Origin of the sequence: Leucobacter chromiiresistens (assembly GCF_001477055.1) — a bacterium.
GTDB classification, from domain to species: Bacteria; Actinomycetota; Actinomycetes; order Actinomycetales; family Microbacteriaceae; genus Leucobacter; species Leucobacter chromiiresistens_A.
In genome coordinates this window covers 1-18,108 of record NZ_LDRK01000006.1, presented here as the reverse complement: position 1 = coordinate 18,108, position 18,108 = coordinate 1, and the positions used below count along the sequence as shown (strand labels likewise).

16 protein-coding genes are annotated in these 18,108 nt (G+C 69.0%); 10 read left to right on the top strand and 6 right to left on the bottom strand.

What is annotated here, in order from left to right:
- Window positions 1-26 precede the first annotated feature (26 nt).
- Window positions 27-1,427 carry an FAD-dependent oxidoreductase gene (locus NS354_RS00785; protein ID WP_058592728.1) on the top strand — a complete coding sequence of 467 codons (1,401 nt, stop codon included), beginning with the start codon at window positions 27-29 and terminating at the stop codon, window positions 1,425-1,427.
- A 132-nt stretch (window positions 1,428-1,559) separates the two neighbouring features.
- Here the strand turns inward: NS354_RS00785 and NS354_RS00780 are convergent, their stop codons facing one another.
- Window positions 1,560-2,468, bottom strand: coding sequence for a Sir2 family NAD-dependent protein deacetylase (locus NS354_RS00780; RefSeq protein ID WP_058592727.1), 909 nt, complete (start codon window positions 2,466-2,468; stop codon window positions 1,560-1,562).
- Complete coding sequence (locus tag NS354_RS00775) at window positions 2,465-4,078, bottom strand: PucR family transcriptional regulator (RefSeq protein WP_241490280.1); 1,614 nt, start codon at window positions 4,076-4,078, stop codon at window positions 2,465-2,467. The genes NS354_RS00780 and NS354_RS00775 overlap by 4 nt, the downstream gene beginning before the upstream one ends.
- A gap of 85 nt (window positions 4,079-4,163) precedes the next feature.
- Here NS354_RS00775 and lysA point away from each other — a divergent pair, with 85 nt between their 5' ends.
- From lysA to pyrE, 5 genes are all read left to right on the top strand, one after another.
- Window positions 4,164-5,462 (top strand): diaminopimelate decarboxylase, encoded by a 1,299-nt coding sequence (gene lysA / locus NS354_RS00770; RefSeq protein ID WP_058592725.1) that lies wholly within the window; start codon window positions 4,164-4,166, stop codon window positions 5,460-5,462.
- 65 nt (window positions 5,463-5,527) lie between these two features.
- Window positions 5,528-6,454, top strand: a complete 927-nt coding sequence (locus NS354_RS00765; RefSeq protein WP_058592724.1) for an ABC transporter substrate-binding protein — start codon at window positions 5,528-5,530, stop codon at window positions 6,452-6,454.
- Window positions 6,451-7,440, top strand: coding sequence for an amino acid ABC transporter permease (locus NS354_RS00760; RefSeq protein ID WP_058592723.1), 990 nt, complete (start codon window positions 6,451-6,453; stop codon window positions 7,438-7,440). Before NS354_RS00765 ends, NS354_RS00760 begins: the two co-directional genes overlap by 4 nt.
- Complete coding sequence (locus NS354_RS00755; protein ID WP_241490279.1) at window positions 7,437-8,261, top strand: amino acid ABC transporter ATP-binding protein; 825 nt, start codon at window positions 7,437-7,439, stop codon at window positions 8,259-8,261. Before NS354_RS00760 ends, NS354_RS00755 begins: the two co-directional genes overlap by 4 nt.
- A gap of 93 nt (window positions 8,262-8,354) precedes the next feature.
- Window positions 8,355-8,909 (top strand): orotate phosphoribosyltransferase, encoded by a 555-nt coding sequence (gene pyrE / locus NS354_RS00750; protein ID WP_058592722.1) that lies wholly within the window; start codon window positions 8,355-8,357, stop codon window positions 8,907-8,909.
- On the opposite strand, the gene NS354_RS00745 is transcribed toward pyrE, so the two are convergent.
- The 4 genes from NS354_RS00745 to NS354_RS00730 form a co-directional block, all read right to left on the bottom strand.
- A complete protein-coding gene (locus tag NS354_RS00745; RefSeq protein ID WP_058592721.1) occupies window positions 8,867-10,402 on the bottom strand; it encodes a peptide MFS transporter in 1,536 nt (511 codons plus the stop codon). The genes pyrE and NS354_RS00745 overlap by 43 nt on opposite strands.
- 378 nt (window positions 10,403-10,780) lie before the next feature.
- Window positions 10,781-11,587: an amino acid ABC transporter ATP-binding protein gene (locus NS354_RS00740; protein WP_058592720.1), complete on the bottom strand. Its 807-nt coding sequence runs from the start codon at window positions 11,585-11,587 to the stop codon at window positions 10,781-10,783.
- On the bottom strand, window positions 11,584-12,420 hold the full coding sequence (locus NS354_RS00735) for an amino acid ABC transporter permease (protein WP_058592719.1): 837 nt from the start codon (window positions 12,418-12,420) through the stop codon (window positions 11,584-11,586). Before NS354_RS00735 ends, NS354_RS00740 begins: the two co-directional genes overlap by 4 nt.
- A gap of 60 nt (window positions 12,421-12,480) precedes the next feature.
- On the bottom strand, window positions 12,481-13,374 hold the full coding sequence (locus NS354_RS00730) for an ABC transporter substrate-binding protein (RefSeq protein WP_058592718.1): 894 nt from the start codon (window positions 13,372-13,374) through the stop codon (window positions 12,481-12,483).
- Between the two features lie 250 nt (window positions 13,375-13,624).
- Here NS354_RS00730 and NS354_RS00725 point away from each other — a divergent pair, with 250 nt between their 5' ends.
- From NS354_RS00725 to NS354_RS00710, 4 genes are all read left to right on the top strand, one after another.
- Complete coding sequence (locus NS354_RS00725; RefSeq protein ID WP_058592717.1) at window positions 13,625-14,350, top strand: FadR/GntR family transcriptional regulator; 726 nt, start codon at window positions 13,625-13,627, stop codon at window positions 14,348-14,350.
- Window positions 14,347-15,876 (top strand): gamma-glutamyltransferase family protein, encoded by a 1,530-nt coding sequence (locus NS354_RS00720; protein WP_058592716.1) that lies wholly within the window; start codon window positions 14,347-14,349, stop codon window positions 15,874-15,876. Before NS354_RS00725 ends, NS354_RS00720 begins: the two co-directional genes overlap by 4 nt.
- Window positions 15,877-15,987: 111 nt before the next feature.
- Window positions 15,988-16,764 carry a sulfite exporter TauE/SafE family protein gene (locus NS354_RS00715; protein ID WP_058592715.1) on the top strand — a complete coding sequence of 259 codons (777 nt, stop codon included), beginning with the start codon at window positions 15,988-15,990 and terminating at the stop codon, window positions 16,762-16,764.
- A gap of 386 nt (window positions 16,765-17,150) precedes the next feature.
- A complete protein-coding gene (locus NS354_RS00710) occupies window positions 17,151-18,011 on the top strand; it encodes a nitrilase-related carbon-nitrogen hydrolase (protein WP_058592714.1) in 861 nt (286 codons plus the stop codon).
- The last annotated feature ends 97 nt before the right edge of the window (window positions 18,012-18,108 follow it).

Here is an 18,108-nt window from a genome sequence, read left to right as displayed (position 1 = left end):
AGGGGAATGGAAGGAAGAACCGAGCGATGAGCAAGATGCGACTGGCGATCGTGGGAGCCGGACCGGCGGGGATCTACGCCGCCGATCTGCTGCTGAAGGCGGAACGCGATTTCGCGGTCGAGATCGACCTCTTCGAGCAGCTTCCCGCGCCGTACGGGCTGGTGCGCTACGGCGTCTCGCCCGACCACCCGCGCATCAAGGGCATCATCACGGCGCTGCGCGACGTGCTCGACCGGGCGAGCGCGGGCGAGACGGGCGACGACTCCATCCGCTACTTCGGCAACGTGCGTTACGGCCAGGATCTGAAGCTCGACGACCTCAAGCGGCACTATCACGCGGTGATCTTCTCGACCGGCGCGATCCGCGACGCCGCACTGCAGATCCCGGGCATCGACGCCGAGGGCTCCTACGGCGCCGCCGACTTCGTGAGCTGGTTCGACGGGCACCCCGACGTGCCCCGCACGTGGCCCCTCGAAGCCCGCTCCGTCGGCGTCATCGGCAACGGCAACGTCGCGCTCGACGTGTCGCGCATGCTCATCAAGCACGCCGAAGACCTCCTGCCCACCGAGATTCCGCAGAACGTCCACGAGGGGCTCGAGGCGAACCCCATCGAGGAGCTGCACCTCTTCGGCCGACGCGGCCCGAAGTACGTGAAGTTCACGCCGCTCGAACTGCGCGAACTCGGTGAGGTGCGCGACGTCGACATGGTGATCGACGAGCGCGACTTCGCGCACGACGACGCGTTCGCCGACGAGACCCTGATGAAGAACAAGCAGGTCATCGTGATGACCCGCATCATGGACAAGTGGCGCGACGAGCAGCGCGCGCGCGAAGCCGGCGAGGTCGAGCCCGCATCGCGACGCCTCCACCTGCACTTCTGGTCGAAGCCCGTCGAGGTCGTGGTCGAGGAGGGCCGCGTCTCAGGTCTCAAGATCGAGCGCACCGCTCCCGACGGCCAGGGCGGCATCGTCGACACGGGGGAGTTCGAGATCATCCCCATCCAGTCGCTGTACCGCGCGGTCGGGTACTTCGGATCGCCCCTCGACGAGATTCCGTTCGACGACGCGAAGGGCGTGATCCCGAACGCGCAGGGGCGGGTGCTCGACCTCGAGGGCCAGCGGATCCCGGGCGTCTACGCGACCGGCTGGATCAAGCGCGGGCCGGTCGGCCTCATCGGCCACACGAAGTCGGATGCCATGGAGACGCTGGAGTGCCTGCTCGAGGATCGCGACGCGCTGTGGACCCCCGACGAGACGGACCCGCTCGCGATCCCCGCGCTGCTCGACGCGCGCGGCGTTCCGTACACGACCATCGAGGGCTGGCACCGGCTCGACGCGCACGAGCTCGGCCTGGGCGAACCCCACGGCCGCGCCCGCATCAAGGTGGTGCCGCGCGACGAGATGACGCGCATCTCCCGCGGCGAGTAGCGCGGGCGCGGGCGCGCGCGAGTGCGCGTGCGCGTGCCCGAGTTCGCCTGTGCGCGTGCGTGCTCGCGCGATCCCGATCGGCGACAGAAAGTCCGCTCCTCAGCGGGGCTCGAGCGGAGTTCCCGTCGCATTTCAGGAGGAGCCGAGCAGGTGCTCGAGCGCGGCGAGGGTCTCGGCCGCGCCCGCGTCGATGCGCACCGTCACCGACTCGCGCGCATCGATCGCGGTCGGCCCGCGGTTGATCACCCCGATCGGAATGCCCCGCAGCTGCGCGCGGTGCACCAGGCGGATGCCCGTGTTCACCGCGAGCGAGGTGCCGATCAGCAGGAGGCCGCCCGCCGACGCGACGAGCGCCTCCGCGGCCTCGAACACGGGCCGCGGCACGAGCTCGCCGAAGTACACCACGTCGGGGCGCAGGATCGACCCGCACTCCGGGCAGCTCGGAGCCTCGACGGCGGCGGTCTCGCTCACGAGGGCGTCGCCATCGGGGGCGATCTCGGCTCCGGCGTTCCGCGCCGCGAAGCCCGGGTTGAGATCGTCGAACCAGCCCAGCACCTGATCGCGCGTGAAGCGGTGATCGTGCTCGGTGCACCGGATCACGTTCCCGTTGCCGTGCAGCTCGACGACGCTCCGGGATCCCGCCCGCCGATGCAGATTGTCGACGTTCTGCGTGATCACGCCGTTCGTGAGCCCCGCGGCCTCGAACCGGGCCAGCGCGAGATGACCGGAGTTCGGGGCGACGCCGGCGGCCCGCAGCGCGCCCACGCGCGCACCGGCCCAGAAGCGGCGACGGTACGCCGGATCCTCCATGAACTGCGCGATGCTCATCGGCGTGCGCGGCGGCGTGCCCGCACCGCGGTAGTCGGGGATGCCCGAATCGGTGCTGATGCCGGCACCCGTGAGCACCGCGAGCGGGGCGGCCCCGAAGAGTGCCGCGAGCCGCTCGAGTTCGGCCGGATGGCTCCCGGACGGGTCGCTCGCAGCCGCCGCCCTGCGGGGCCGCGCCTCGGTCGAGCGGTGTCGGGCGGAGTGATCGTTCATCTGGGGTTCTTCTTTCCCGCGATTCGACGTGCGCGAAGCTGGAGCCACGTGGTGAGGAGCACGTCGGCGTTGGAGAGGTCGATGCCGTGCTGTTCCTCGATCTGACGCATACGGTATCGCACGGTGTTCTCGTGCACGGAGAGGGCGCGGGCGGTGCGGGCGACATTGCCGAGATTCGCGCACCAGGCCTCCAGCGTCTCGACGAGGAGTGCCTGTTCCGCCTCCAGGGTGACGAGCCCCGGGGCGAGCAGTTCGGGTTCTGAGACGAATACCGCTTCGACGCGTTCGAGAATGAGCAGCGTTCGCACGGCGTCGACCGTGACGATGCGTCGGGAGATGATCCCGTCATGTCGTTCAGCCGTGTCGAGCAGGCGATCGGCGAGCTGTCGCAGCGCGGCGACTTCGCCCGAGCGATACGCGGCGCCGGGCAGGGCGACAAGCGTGCCGGGCCCGACGAGCCGGTCGATGACGGGAAGCAGCGGTTCGACGAGGTGCGTCGCGGGGAGGAGCGGCTGACGCGCGACGAGCGCGTACACGCGATCCCCGCGCGCGACCGTCACCGACTCCGGGCGATGGAGGGCGAGATGGCGCTGCACCGTCGACCGCAGTTGCGCGAGTGCGGTCTGCCGCGCATCTTTCGCGGGGGAGAAGACGATGAGCTCGCTGCCGCGCTCCTCGGGATGCCCGAGTTCTGCGAGTTCGGAACCCGTGACGTCGCTGCCGTCGAGGAGCGTGCGGAGCCTGGCCTCGCGGGGGATGTGCGTCGTGCGTCGCGCGTGGATGTCGCTGAGGAGGTGCGCAGCAGCCACTGAGGCGGCCTCGCGGATCCTCGCGCCCTGCTCCGCGGTGAGTTCGGGGAGACCGCTCGAGTCGATGGCCCAGATCGTGCCGAGCGGGAGCGCCCCCGCACGTATCGCGAAGGCTACCCGCGGCTCCTCGTCGCCGAGACGCGGATACTTGATCGGATCCTCTGAGCGCAGCACGGTGCGGTACTGGTCGTCGTTGAAAGGGGAGTCGGGCACTTCGCGGGTGAGGATTCCCTGGGTGCGGAGCCGGTCGATGAGCTGCCCCGGTACCGATGAGTAGGCGATGATGCGGCGCCCGAGATCCTCGATGGCGACCGAACCGCCAAAATGCTCCGCGAGCTCGTTGGCGAGAGCGAACAACGGCTCCAAGCCGCGATCCCGGTGCGCGTCGTCGCGGTGGCGCCGCTCGCCGAGCGCTTGGGCGAGCAATGAGTCGAACAGGCGCCAGCTCACCTGGTCCGCGATGCGGATGCAGGGGATGCCGACGCGTTCGGCGAGCAGCTCGAGCGCGGCAACGTGGTCGTCGCTGCACTTGACGACGATGCCGGCTGCCGCGTGGCGCGCCGCCAGGTTCGCGAGGTCTGCGATGTGCTGCACCGACAGCTGCTGCGGCGCGGGTACGAGGAGCAGCAGCCCTGCTTCATCGGGAATGGCGTCGCGGGCGTCGTAGAACTCGGCGCCGCGCACGAGGTGCTGCAGATCGCGCGCGCCGAGCGGCGTCGCGATCCCCGGCTCGAACAGAGCGAGCAACTCGGCGAGGGGCACTCCATCGGAAACCGGGATTGGAGAAATCTGCAGATCCACACTCCAAATATATGCCAGAACCACAGAACTCTCGGCCGCTTCGAAGCCTAACCTGGACACGCAACGACGCCAACGGAGGCCCCTTATGCACACCATGCCGCCCGCTCCCCAGGACACCCGTCTGAGTGAACTGCGGGAGGTGCTCCCGGAGGAGTCATCCGTGACAGCCGACGGAGTGCTCTCGATCGGGGGCGTGCCCGTCACGACCCTGGCGGAACGCTACGGCACCCCGCTCCACGTCATCGACGAGACCGGGCTGCGCAGACAGATCCGCCGCTTCGTCGACGGCCTGCAGAGGCGATGGCCCAACGCGGAGGTGCTCTTCGCATCGAAATCGCTTCCCGTCGTCGGCATGTATCGCGTCGCTCAGGAGGAGGGCATGTCGGTCGACATCGCCGGCGGCGGCGAGCTGCGGCTCGCGCTCGCCGCCGGGGTTGCCCCGGAACGTCTCCACTTCCACGGAAACGCGAAGACCGATGCAGAGCTGCAGATGGCGCTCGATGCCGGAATCGGCACGATCATCGTCGACAACTGCGACGAACTCGATCGCCTCGAGCGATTGCTGACGCGGCCCCAGAAGCTCCTGCTCCGGGTCATCCCCGGAGTCGACGCAGACACCCATGCTTCGCAGGCCACGGGCGGAGAGCGCTCGAAGTTCGGTCTGCCGATGCGGCAGGCGCACGCCGCCATCGAGCGCATGCGCGCCCACCCCTTCATGGAGTTCGAAGGCGTGCACCTGCACATCGGATCGCAGATCCTCAACACGCGGCAGTTCGCCGAAGCGGTGGAGAAGATCTCCTCGGCGGGAACGTTCGACACCTACGACGTGGGCGGAGGACTGGGGGTCAAATACACCTACGATGAAGAGGCGCCGAGCGTCGAGGCCTATCTCGACGCCATCGTTGCGGCCGCACGCGACCACCTGCCGGCATCCGCCCGCCTCATGATCGAGCCCGGGCGCTCGGTCGTCGCTCGCGCAGGCATCACGCTCTATCGCGTCATTTCGGTCAAGCGGACCGGCGACGTGTTCGTCGCCGTGGACGGAGGAATGGCCGACCAACTCGACGTCGCGCTCACGCATCAGCGATACGAGGCGGTCATCGCCGATCGGCTCGACGAAGCCTGGACCGAACGCGTCCAGCTCGTCGGGCGCCAGTGCGAGTCGGGCGATCTGCTGGTCGACGGCGCCGACTTCCCCGCCGCCCGCGTCGGCGACCTGGTCGCTATGGCGACGACCGGTGCGTATGCCTACACGATGGCCAACAACTACAACGGCGCCCTCAAGCCCGCGATCGTCTTCGTGCGCGAAGGCGAGGCGCGTCTCGTCGCTCGACGCGAGACGTACGACGATCTGCTCGCTCTCCATGCCCCTGCTGCCCTGTAGCGGGACGCCCCGTACCCGCCGTACCCCGGCACTCACGACACCTCTCAACGACGAAGGATCTGCTCATGACGAAGTTCCCACTTGCCCTGCTGGCCACCGCAGCCGTTGCGACTCTCGCACTCTCCGGCTGTTCGGGATCCGGCTCCACCGATGCAGCGAACGAGACGGCCTCGTCGAGCCTGCCGACGGGTGACGAGATCACGACGACGACGGACGCCGCCCTCGGCGAGCTGCTTCCCGAGGACATCGTCGACGCCGGCGTCATCAACATCGCCGTCGACATTCCGTTCCCACCCATGGCGATGTACGACGACAGCAATCGCGAGATCGGTTTCGACCCCGAGCTCGGTCGTCTGCTCGGCCAGAAGCTCGGCATCGACGTCTCGCTGAACAAGCAGGCGTTCGACTCCGTGATCCCGTCGTTGCAGGCGAACAAGAACGACATCATCATGAGCGGCATGAACGACACCCCCGAGCGGCAGGAGACGCTGAGCTTCATCGACTACACGCACGGAGGCTTCGCCATCGCCGTGCAGAAGGGCAATCCCGAAGACATCACCACGCAGCGCGACCTCTGCGGGAAGACCGTGTCGGTGCAGAAGGCCACGGTGCAGGGGGACCTGCTCCGCGCCATGGACTGCGACGTCGACGTCATGGAGCTGCCGAGCGATCTCGACGCCCAGACCGCGCTGCGGGCCGGAAAGAGCCAGGCGTACACCGCCGATGCAGTCGTCGCGGAGTACGTCGTCGCCACCACCGATGACGGGAAGGCCTTCGAGATCGTACGCGACCCCGAGAACCCTGCCGGGTTCAACCCCGTCTACAGCGGCATCGGGGTGCTGAAAGACGATACCGAGCTCATCGAGGCCGTGCGGCAGGCGCTGCAGGCGCTCATCGACGAAGGCACCTACCAGGAGGTGCTCGAACGGAACAGCATCGGCGCATACGCCGTGGAATCTGCAGAGGTCAATCAGGGAGCTGATGCCTCATGACCGTTCAGGCTTCCGTCCGCGAGGGAGTGACCGTGCCGGTGCCCTCGACCGAGGACGACGTCGAGGCGATCCCGCTGCGACGTCCGTGGCGGTGGATCAGCGCCGTCGTCGTGCTCATCGTGCTCGCGGCGTTCTGCTACGTGATCGCGACGAACCCGAATCTCGACTTCGGCACGGTGGGCGAGTTCCTCTTCGACAAGCGGATCCTCGAGGGGGTCTGGCTCACCATCGTCATCACCGTGATATCGATGGTGGTGTCCACTGTGCTCGCCATCGTGATCGCCGCGATGCGGCTCGCGTCGAACCCGGTGCTCTCGAGCGTCGCCTGGTTGTACGTCTGGGCGTTTCGCGGAACGCCCGTCCTCGTGCAGATCGTGCTCTGGGGGTACCTCGGATTGCTCTTCGACCGGATCGCCCTCGGCGTGCCATTCACCGACGTCGTCTTCTGGTCTGTCGACACGAATTCACTGGTGACGCCCTTCATCGCCGGACTGCTCGCACTGACACTCAACCAGGCCGCGTATTCGTCGGAGATCGTGCGCGCCGGAATGATGTCGGTGGACGAGGGGCAGCGCGAGGCCGCCTACTCGCTCGGCATGTCGCCGCTCTACACGTTCCGCCGCGTCCTGCTGCCGCAGGCCATGCGCGTCATCATCCCTCCGATGGGGAATGAACTGATCTCCATGCTGAAGAACACTTCGCTCCTGTCAGTGATCGCGGTGATGGAGCTGTACACGCAGGCGTCGGTGATCTCCTCGTCGAATCTGAAGCAGGTCGAGCTGCTCATCGTGGTCAGCGCGTGGTACCTCTTCATGACGAGCGTGCTCTCGGTTCCGCAGTACTACCTCGAGCGCCGCTTCGGGCGAGGAGCTACCCGGGCGCTGCCCCCGACTCCGTTCCAGCGCGTTCGGGCGATGATCGATTCCCGCAGGCCCGGGCCCGAGCCCGCCCCTGCGACGACGAAGGTGGAGGTGGTCGAGAGATGACCGCGAACAATGTGCAAGTGGAGACTCGCGGGCCGGAGCTGGAGCGGGAGCGGGAGGTTGGGAACGCGCTCGTCGAGATTCGGCGCGTGCGCAAGAGCTTCGGGGCGCACCAGGTGCTCCGAGACGTGTCGCTCGCCGTTCCTGCGGGCACCGTCACCGTGCTGCTCGGGCCCTCGGGGTCGGGGAAATCGACGCTGCTGCGGTGCGTGAACCACCTCGAGACGATCGATGGCGGTCGTATTCTCGTCGACGGCGACCTCATCGGCTATCGGCAGTCCGGGGCGAAGACCCACGAGATGAGCCCCCGGCAGATCGCTCGCCAGAGGCGCAGCATCGGGATGGTGTTCCAGCGGTTCAATCTGTTCCCCCATATGACGGCGCTCGAGAACGTGTGCGAAGCGCCCATCGGCGTCGCGGGGCGATCGAGGGCGACGGCGCGGCAGCGCGCGCGCGACCTGCTCGACCGGGTGGGCCTTGCCGACTTCGCCGACCACTATCCGGCGCAGCTGTCGGGCGGTCAGCAGCAGCGCGTCGCAATCGCGCGGGCGCTGGCCATGGATCCCAAACTCATGCTGTTCGACGAGCCGACGAGCGCCCTCGACCCAGAGCTCGTCGGAGACGTGCTCGACGTGATGCGCGGGCTCGCCGATGACGGGATGACGATGATCGTGGTGACGCACGAGATCGGGTTCGCCCGGGGCGTCGCGGACCAGGTGGCGTTCATGGACGGCGGTGTGATCGTCGAGGCCGGACCTGCCGGCGACGTCATCGATCGTCCGCAGCGCCAGCGCACGCGCAACTTCTTGGAGAGCGTGAGGTGAAGCCGCCCGTCGCGTCGTTCGCGCCGTTCGCGTCGTTCGCGCCGTTCGCGTTGTTCGCCGGGCGGATCCGACCCCGCCGGTAGAATCGTCGGCATGACCAGTGCGCGCGAACAGCTCATCGACCTCATCACGAGCGAGGCCGTCTTCCACGGCGACTTCACCCTCACGAGCGGCAAGAAGGCGACGTACTACATCGACCTGCGCAAGCTGAGCCTCGATCACCGGGCCGCTCCCCTGATCGGGCAGGTCATGCTCGACCTCATCGACGACATCGACGGGGTCGTCGCCGTCGGCGGTCTGACGATGGGCGCCGATCCGATCGCGTCGGCGATCATGCACCAGGGTGTCGCGCAGGGCAAGGTGTACGACTCGTTCGTGGTGCGCAAGGAGCCGAAGGATCACGGGCGGGGCCGCCAGGTCGAGGGGCCCGATCTCGCGGGCAAGCGCGTGGTCGTGGTCGAAGACACCTCGACCACCGGCGGATCGCCGCTGAAGGCGATCGAGGCGCTGCAGAAGGTCGGCGCCGAGATCGCAGCGGTGGCGGTGGTGGTGGATCGCCAGGCGCCTGCCAAGGAGCGCATCGAGGCGGCCGGCTTCGAGTACCGCTACGCGATCGGCCTCGACGACCTGGGGCTCGACCCGCAGTAGCGGCGCACGCCGGCCGGCGCGGGCGCCGCCCCCGCCGGCCCGCGCCGCCCCCTCAGCGGCCCCGCAGCCGCGAGTCGAGGAGCCGGTAGGCGACGCCGAGCAGGGCGATGATCACGAGTGAGGCCACGGCGACGATGCTGAAGTACTGACCCTCGGATCCCGGCTGGTAGAGGCCCGACACCCAGCCCGAGAGGGTCGATCCGCCCGCCATGGTGAGGAAGTAGAGGGCCGTCATCTGCGCGTTGGCGGCGCGCGGTGCGAGCTCGGCGGTGAATGACAGGGCGGACGGCGCGAACAGCGCTTCGCCGAATGCGAACAGCAGCATGACTGGGATCGCGGCGAGCAGCGGCATCGACTGACCGGCGCCGAGGCTGAAGGGCACGATGAGTGCGGCGCCGAGCGCCGACGACGCCGGTGACGAGCTTGCTCACCGGCTGCATGCGGGCGGCACGGCTGCGGGTCCACAGCACGGCGAGCAGGGCCGTGATGCCGGCGACGGCGAGGCTCTCCAGGGTGACGATGAGCGTGGGCGGAATGGTGACGGAGCCGGCCGTGAGCTGGATCTTCGTATCCGCGAAGACCGCGAACGCCGTGAAGAGCTGGAAGAGCAGCGTCCAGAAGACGAGGCTCATCAGGAAGACGGGGACGTACCGGACCACGGAGCGGCGCTCGGCGGGGGTCACCTGCCGGTTCGTCAGCAGCATGGCGAAGATGGCGACCGCGGCGGCGACCACGACGAGGGCGACCGCGTTGCTGATGTTGTCGGCGCGCACCATGCCGGTGGCGACGACCAGGGCGACGAGCGCGATGCCGGCGGCGGCCGCGATCGCCCACCGGGGGCGGTGCGCCGGGGGGAGCGGGTTCGGCACGACCGCCGTGCTGGCGGGCAGCTTGCGCATGCCGATGGCGTACTGGGTGAGGCCGACCGCCATGCCGGCGGCCGCGGCGCCGAACGCGATGTGGAAGCCCCACTCCTGGTGCAGCCACCCGGTGAGCAGCGGCCCGAAGAATGCGCCGATCGTGATGCCCATGTAGTAGATCGAGTAGCCGGCGTCGCGCTTCGCCCCGCCCTTCGGGTAGAGCGCGCCGACCATCATCGTGGTGTTGACCTTCAGCCCGCCGGTGCCGATGACGATGAGCGCGAGGCCGATCACGAGGCCGAGGAGGCCCGGGACGACGGCGAGCATGATGTGGCCGGCGAGGATCGCGCTGCCGCCGATGAGCACCACGTACCTGGGCGCGAGCACGCGGTCGGCGATCCAGGCGCCGACGATCTGCGCGATGTAGACGAGGCCGCCGTAGGCTCCGGCGATGCCGAGCGCGACGGGCTGCGGCAGGCCGAGGCCGCCGTCGGTGACGGAGTAGTACAGGTAGTAGGCGAGCAGCACCTGGAGGCCGTAGAAGCTGAACCGCTCCCACATCTCCGCGGCCGACAGCGTGATCAGGCCGCTGGGCTTCGCCTCGTCGGCGACGACGCCGAGTGCGCGGGTCACGCCGATGCGCTCGGTCGCGGTCTTCGTTCCGCCGGTCGGGGAACGTCGGGGGAGTATTTCGCCATTGGTGCTCCTGGGTCGAGTGCGCGCATCGCCGCGGGCACGTCAGTTGCGTCGTGCAGATCAGCGGGCCGCCGCGGCCCGCGGCTGCGCGGGTCGAGACTCGTCCCATAGGGCAGTTGGTCAGACCAACTGATCGACATTCAAATGGTAGTGGCGGCCGTGGGGCGTGTCAAAACGGCGTGCGCCGGGGCGCCGGGGCGCCGCAGCGCCGGGGTGACGCTCCGCAGAGGCTTCGGGGCGCCGCTCCGCGGGAAAACGCGAACGGGCCCTCGTCGCCACCGGAGCGGTGGAGACGAGGGCCCGTGGGGAACGGCGTCAGAGCACCTTCGACAGGAACTGCCGGGTGCGCTCGTGCTTCGGGTTCGAGAAGACGAGCTCGGGGTCGCCCTGCTCGATGATGGCGCCCGCGTCCATGACGATGAGCCGATCCGCCACCTCGCGGGTGAAGCCCATCTCGTGGCTCACGATGATCATCGTCATGCCCGCCTTCGCGAGATCCTGCATCACCTGCAGCACCTCGCCCACCATCTCGGGGTCGAGCGCGCTCGTCGGCTCGTCGAACAGCATGAGCGCCGGGCGCATCGCGAGGGCGCGCGCGATCGCGACGCGCTGCTGCTGCCCGCCCGAGAGCGAGCGGGGCCGCACGTCGGCCTTGTCGGAGAGGCCGACGCGGTCCAGCAGCTCCCGCGCGTAGGCGACCGCCTCCGCCTTCTTCTCGCCCTTCACCCGCACCGGCGAGTGCCAGATGTTCTCGAGCACCGTCATGTGCGGAAACAGGTTGAAGTGCTGGAAGACGAAGCCGATATCCGCCCGCTGCGCGGCGAGCGCCTTGGCCGAGATCTCGGTGACCTTGCCGTCGTCGCGCACCCGCTCGCCGATGCGCTGCCCGTCGACGTAGATCTCCCCGCTGTCGATGGGTTCGAGTCGGTTGAGCGTGCGCAGGAAGGTGGTCTTGCCGGCGCCCGACGGGCCGACCAGCACGACGACTTCGCCGCGTTCGATCTCGAGCGACACATCGGTGAGGATGTGGCGATCCCCGAACCACTTGTTCACCTCGACGGTGCGCACGATCGGGCCGTCGGAGACCGATACCGGGGCGGTGTACTCGCTGAGCGCGTTCATGCCGCGACTCCTTCCAGGTCGGCGATCGGGCTCTTCGGTGCGACGCGATCCCGCTTGCTGCGGAAGCCGAACAGGCGCTTCCAGACGGATTCGGCTTTGGGCAGGCCGGCCTTCGCGTTGAGCCAGTTCTCGATGAAGGTCTGGATGATCGTCCACACCGTGGTGAGCAGCAGGTAGTACAGCGCGACGACGATGTAGATCTCGAACACCTTGAAGGTGGCCGCGCTCATCGAGCTGCCCACTTGGAACATCTCGGCCACGCCGATGATGGAGAGGATCGAGGTGCTCTTCATCAGGCCGTTGAACGAGTTGCCGAGTGGCGGCACCATGACGCGGATCGCCTGCGGCACGATAATCCACCGCATGGAGGCGAGGGGGGTCATGCCGAGCGACAGCGCCGCCTCGGTCTGCCCCTTCTCGATCGACTCGAGGCCGCCGCGCACGATCTCCGAGATGTAGGCGCTCTCGTTGAGCATCAGGGCGACGATGGCGGCCTGCACGGCGCCCTTGATGAGGATGCCGACGGTGACGTCTTCGAGGCGGAGCCCCAGCGTCAGATCTTCGAATCGGAAGAGGTTCGCGGCGGCGAACCCGGTGTAGATGATGACGAGTTGGACGAGCAGCGGGGTGCCGCGGATGATCCAGATGTAGAGGCTCGCGAAGATGCGCAGCGGCACGAACCGGCTGCGGCCCATGAGCGCGATGAGGAGGCCGAGGATGAGCGCGAGCGCCATCGCGGCGATCGAGATGACGATGGTGAGCGCGAGCCCGTTGAGGAAGCTCTCACTGGGCGTGAAGAGGCTCTGCCAGAAGTAGTCCCAGTCGAATTTCATGAAGTGTCTTTCCTGTCGCCGCTGTCTGCGGCGGCCGCGGGGGCCGCCGCAGACGACGGGTTACTCGGGCTGGGTGATGTCGTTGCTCTCGACGCCCCACTCGGCGAGGATGTCGGCGTAGGTGCCGTCCTCGACCATGGCGGCGAACGCCTCGTCGAGCGCGTCGTTCAGCTCGGTGTTCTCCTTCAGCGTGGCCGCTCCGATGCGGATCTTGCCGAACGGTTCTCCGACGGCTACGAGGTCGCCGTCCGACTGCTGCTCGTAGTAGCTCATGATCTCGGTGGTGTCGATGAACGCGTCGGCCTGGCCGGCGAGTACCTGCTGCAGCGCGCTGGTCGCCTCGTCGACGAGCGTGATCGCGAGCGGCTCCTCGCCGTTCGCGACGCACTCGTCCGACTTCTCCTGCGCCGAGGCGGCGCCCGTCGCTCCCGTGATGCCGACGACCTTCGTGCCGCAGAGGGAGTCGTCGAAGCCGGTGACCTGCTTCGGGTTCTCCTTGCTCACGGCGACCGCGGTGCCCGAGTAGAGGTAGGGCACGAAGTTCGCGATCTCCTCGCGCTCGGGCTTGATGTAGAGGGACCCCATGATGACGTCGCACTGCTTGGCCTGCAGCGCCGGGATGAGGCCGGCGAAGGCGTACTCGCCGAGCGTCGTGGTGACGCCGAGCTTGTCGGCGAGCGCGTTCGCGATGTCGATCTCGACGCCCTGCAGCTCGTTGTTCTCGTCGTAGTAGATGTTGGGCGCGCTGTCACCGGTGCAGACGGTCAGCGTGCCCTCCTTGATGATGGTCGGCGGTGCGAGCGTCGCCTCCGCGGCGCTCGTGTCACCCGAGCCGCCGTCGTCGCCGGAGTCGTTCGAGGTGACGGTGCAGGCGGCGAGCGACAGCATGAGGCCGGCCGCTGCGGTGAGCGCCAGCGCGGGCGCGAGGCGCCGTGCTGATTGGGGGAAAGCCACGATGATTTCTCCGTTCGGTGATCCCGGCTGGTGCCGGGAGAAACGTTGCATACTCCGAGAGTTTCGGGTGTATGCTGCGATCAGCTGTTGGTCAGACCAACTGCTGAACTGAATGGAACATACATCGGCACCCTGCCCCGCGTCAACGGGCAGGCCGAGCCGAAACGCAACCGAAACAGAACCCGGCCAGCGCGGTCGGTATAGCATCACGAGGGCGCGAACTGCAGCCCGAGACCACGATGGAGGCGTAGTGGATTGGAACGACATCGGTCGAGCGACAACGCTGTCGCTGCCGGATCGGCTCTCCGTCGACATCGAGCGGCTCATCCTCGACGGAAAGCTCGAACCGGGTGAGCGCCTGCCGCCCGAACGCGAACTCGCCGACCATTTCGGCGTCTCCCGCGTCTCCATACGGGAGGCCCTGCGCGAACTCGAGAACCGCGGCCTCATCGACCGGAGGCCCGGGCGCGGCACCATCGTGCTCAGTCCCGGTGAACGCGCCGGGATCGCAGACGGCGCCCTCGGCGAACTCGCCGCCCTGCAGCCCGAGCTGCACGACATCATGGAGCTCCGCGCCATCGTCGAGCCGCCCATCGCCCGCATCACCGCGACGCGCGCGACCGACCGCGACATCGCCCAACTGCGCGAACTCGTCGAGGCCATGGAGGTCGACGTCACGAAGGAGCGGTACGCCGAGCTCGACCGCGCCTTCCATCAGGCCATCGCCCAGTACGCGCACAACCCGCTGCTCGCGCTCATCAACGAGCAGATCGCCCAGCGCATCGCTCCCAGCCGGGCGAGCCGCTACCAGACGCGCGCCCGCAGACAGGCGTCGAGCATCGCGCACCGCCGCATCTTCGAAGCGATCGCGAGCGGCAACGCCGCCCTCGCCGAAGACGAGGCCCGCGCCCACGTACTCGACATCAGCACCCAGATCGCGAACGCCGCGACGACCGAGGAGGAACTCCCCGCATGACGACCGCACCCGCCGCCCGCGGCGCCATCTCGACCTCGCACCACCTCGCCACCGAGGCCGGCGCCGAGGTGCTGCGCGCCGGCGGCAACGCCATCGACGCGGCGATCGCCGCAGCCGCGACCCTCTGCGTCGTGTACCCCAACAACGTCGCCCTCGGCGGCGACCTCGTCGCGCTCGTGCGCAACCCCGAGGGCGAGGTGCGGTTCTTGAACGCCACCGGCACCGCCCCGGCCGGGCAGTCGATCGACGTGCTGCGCGAGCGCTACGGCGACCTGCTTCCGGTGCGCGGCATCGACACCGTCACCGTGCCGGGCGGCATCTGCGGCTGGAACGCCCTCCACGAGTACGGGGCCACGCGGCGGTGGGAGCAGCACCTCGAAGCGGCCACGCGCCACGCCGAGCAGGGGGTGCCGACGGCGCGATCCGTCGCCGCCGCCATCGTCGAGAACCGCGAGGTGCTCGAACTCGATCCCGGATGCCACGGCGTGTTCTTCGACCAGGGCCTCCCGCTCGTCGAGGGCGCCCCCTTCGTGCAGCCCGCGCTCGCCGCATCGCTCAAGCGGCTCGCCGCAGGCGGATCGACCGAATTCTACGAGGGGGAGCTGGCGCGGCAGTGGGTCGACGGGCTGCAGCGCCTCGGCTCTCGCATCACCCTCGAAGACACGGCCGCGTACTCCGCCGAGTGGGGCGAACCGCTCGAGGGGACCTTCCAGGGCCACCGCGTGCTCACGGGGCCGCCGAACACCTCCGGCTTCATGCTGCTGCGCGCCCTCCGCGACATCGAAGCGGGCATCGCGGATCCCCTGGGCGCCGGCGCCGGCGACCTCGCCCGGTCGTTCCGCGCGAGCAACGCCGTGCGCGCCGCATCGCTCGCCGACCCGGCATTCGGCGGCGCCACCGGCGACGAGCTGATCGCAGCCGCTGCCCCCGCCCATCCGCCCGTGCGCGAGGCCAAGCCGAGCGGCGACACCGTCGGCCTCAGCGCCGTCAGCGCCGACGGGTGGGCGATCTCGCTCATCAACTCCGTCTACTTCGGCTTCGGCGCCGCCGTGCTCGAACCCGAGACCGGCATCCTCTTCCAGAACCGCGGCACCTCGTTCTCGCTCGACCCCGCGCACCCCAACGCCTTCGCGCCGGGCAAGCGGCCGCGCCACACGCTCATGCCCGTGCTCGTGCTCCGCGACGACGAGCTCGCCTGGGTGCCCGCGACGATGGGGGGATCGGCGCAACCGCAGATCCACACGCAGCTCCTCGTGCGCTCCCTCGCCGGCGCCGCCCCCGAGGCCGCCACCCACGCCCCCCGTTGGATCGTCGACGAGCCCGGCGCCGACGGCGTAGTGCGCGTCACGATCGAGGAGGACGTGCCCGCGGCGGTGCACGAGGCGATCGCCGCAGCCGGGTTCCCGCTGAAGGTCGTACCGCCCGCCGACGAGGATCTCGGGCACTCGAACCTGATCCGCCTCGCCGCGAGCGGGGTCGACGCCGCGAGCGACCCGCGATCCGACGGCTCCGCGATCGTCGTGTGACCGGCACCCGCGCGCAACCTCGCGCCCTGCGCATCCTTCGCGTCCTTCACCGGTGACGCCGCCGGGCGCCCCATCCGCACCACTCCCCGAGCTTCAGTGAGAAAGCAGCACATGAACCAGATCGTCCGCCCCGGGTTCTTCCCGCTCCTCCTCGTCGGCGTCGCCGGCGGCATCCTCTCCGGGCTCTTCGGGATCGGCGGCGGCACGATCATCGTGCCGGCACTCGCGCTCTGGCTGAGCATGCCCCAGAAGCTCTCCGCGGGCACGTCGGTCGCGGCGATCCTGCCCACCGCCATCGTCGGCGCGACGACGTACGGGCTGCAGGGGCATGTCGACTGGATCGCGGGTGCCTGCCTCGCCGTCGGCATCGTGATCGGCGCACAGGTCGGCGCCGCGCTGCTCGCGAAGCTGCCGGTCGGCGCGATCCAGTGGGGGTTCATGGTCTTCCTCGCGATCGTGATCGTGAGCCTCTGGTTCGTGGTGCCGCAGCGCGGCGACGAGATCGAGATCAACGCGCTGACCGTGATCCTGCTCATCGTAACCGGCTTCATCACGGGCGTGCTCTCGGGGCTGCTCGGCGTGGGCGGCGGCGTCGTCGTCGTGCCCGTGCTCATGTTCTTCTTCAGCTCGAGCGACCTCATCGCGAAGGGCACGTCCCTGCTGATGATGATCCCGGGGTCGATCTCGGGCACGATCGGCAACTTCCGCCGGCAGAACGTCGATCTGCGCGCCGCCGCGATCGTCGGGCTCGGCGCATGCGTCTTCGTGCCGGTCGGCAACCTCTTCGCCGTGCTGGTCGACCCGTTCTGGGGCAACGTGGCGTTCTCGCTGTACCTCGTCTTCATCCTCGTGCAGATGCTGGTGCGCAAACTCCGCGCGAAGAAGTAGCGGGGCGCCGGGCGGGGCGGGCGGGGCCGGGCCGGGCCGTCCGGCCCGCCCGGCCCGTCTGGCCCGTCTGGCCCGTCCGGCCCGTCTGGCCCGCACCTCCTGCGAGCGGGGTCGCTTGGGGAGGGTGTCGGCGTCGTGCGGAGTTGCGACACCCTCCCCAAGTGACCCCGCTGCGGTGTGCGCGGTGGGAGGGGTGGCGGCGATCCGCCGCCCGACCGCCGCGCGCCCCTCTTCTCCGCAGCCGGGTCACTATCTGTGCGTGTCGGCGGCGCGACACGCACAGAAAGCGACCCCGTTCGATCGGGAGCCGCGTGATGCAGGCGGCGCGCACGCGATCCAGACGTTTTAATTGTTTCATTTGGGCATAATTGTGCTTGAATGAACGCATGACCGATGCCGTTCACCCCCTCGTCGTCGCAGTGTGGCAGGCTGCGAGCACGCCGCGCGACGTCGATGCGAATCTCGCCGCGCTCGACGCCGTCGCCGCTCGGGCCGCTGCGGACGGCGCGCACCTGCTGATCACGCCCGAGATGTACGTGAGCGGGTACAACATCGGCGATGCCATGGCCGGGATCGCTGCACGCCAACCGCTGGAGCGCGTGCGCCGGATCGCGGAACGACATCGCATCGCGATCATCGCGGGCGGACCCGAGCTGCTCGACCCCGCCGAGGCCGACCCCGCCGAAACCACCCCCGCCCACGCCGATCCCGGCCGGCCCGTCGCGAACGCGGCCTGGTTCATCGACGACACGGGCGAGGTGCTCGCCCGTCACCGCAAGATCCAGCTCTTCGGCGAACTCGACCGGGATCTCTTCGTCGCCGGCGACGCACCGCTCACGATCGCCGAGTTCCGCGGGCACCGCATCGCGATCCTCATCTGCTTCGACGTCGAGTTCCCCGAAACCGTGCGCGCCGCGGCGCTCGCGGGCGCCGATCTCGTCGCCGTGCCCACCGCGCAGATGGAGCCGTACGGGTTCGTCAACGAGCACGTCATCCGGGTGCGGGCGTGGGAGAACTCGGTGTTCGTCGCCTACGCCAATCAGCACGGGCCCGACGGGGAGCTCCGTTACGTGGGTCGCAGCGTCATCGCCGACCCGTTCGGCGCGCACGTCGTGCAGGCGGACTCAGCCGGGGAGGCGCTCATCTTCGGTGACGTCGACCGCATCGCGCGGGAGCGGGCCCGTCGGCAGAACCCCTACCTCGACGAGGTGCGCACGGCGCTGTTTCGCTCCGGCGAGCGCACTTGACGCAACGGGTCACCATGCGCCGCAAGCCGCAGTGATCCACCGAAACCGACCCGACTCCACCGAAAGTCTCCCGACTTCACCGAAACCGACCCGACTC

What these genes read in the sequence shown, in the direction of transcription:
- NS354_RS00785 (WP_058592728.1), top strand. Translation starts at nt 27, where the DNA reads ATGAGCAAGATGCGACTGGCGATCGTGGGAGCCGGACCGGCGGGGATC.
- NS354_RS00710 (WP_058592714.1), top strand. Translation starts at nt 17,151, where the DNA reads ATGACCGATGCCGTTCACCCCCTCGTCGTCGCAGTGTGGCAGGCTGCG.
- NS354_RS00755 (WP_241490279.1), top strand. Translation starts at nt 7,437, where the DNA reads ATGACCGCGAACAATGTGCAAGTGGAGACTCGCGGGCCGGAGCTGGAG.
- NS354_RS00720 (WP_058592716.1), top strand. Translation starts at nt 14,347, where the DNA reads ATGACGACCGCACCCGCCGCCCGCGGCGCCATCTCGACCTCGCACCAC.
- NS354_RS00765 (WP_058592724.1), top strand. Translation starts at nt 5,528, where the DNA reads ATGACGAAGTTCCCACTTGCCCTGCTGGCCACCGCAGCCGTTGCGACT.
- NS354_RS00735 (WP_058592719.1), bottom strand. Translation starts at nt 12,420, where the DNA reads ATGAAATTCGACTGGGACTACTTCTGGCAGAGCCTCTTCACGCCCAGT.
- NS354_RS00715 (WP_058592715.1), top strand. Translation starts at nt 15,988, where the DNA reads ATGAACCAGATCGTCCGCCCCGGGTTCTTCCCGCTCCTCCTCGTCGGC.
- pyrE (WP_058592722.1), top strand. Translation starts at nt 8,355, where the DNA reads ATGACCAGTGCGCGCGAACAGCTCATCGACCTCATCACGAGCGAGGCC.
- NS354_RS00780 (WP_058592727.1), bottom strand. Translation starts at nt 2,468, where the DNA reads ATGAACGATCACTCCGCCCGACACCGCTCGACCGAGGCGCGGCCCCGC.
- NS354_RS00760 (WP_058592723.1), top strand. Translation starts at nt 6,451, where the DNA reads ATGACCGTTCAGGCTTCCGTCCGCGAGGGAGTGACCGTGCCGGTGCCC.
- lysA (WP_058592725.1), top strand. Translation starts at nt 4,164, where the DNA reads ATGCACACCATGCCGCCCGCTCCCCAGGACACCCGTCTGAGTGAACTG.
- NS354_RS00740 (WP_058592720.1), bottom strand. Translation starts at nt 11,587, where the DNA reads ATGAACGCGCTCAGCGAGTACACCGCCCCGGTATCGGTCTCCGACGGC.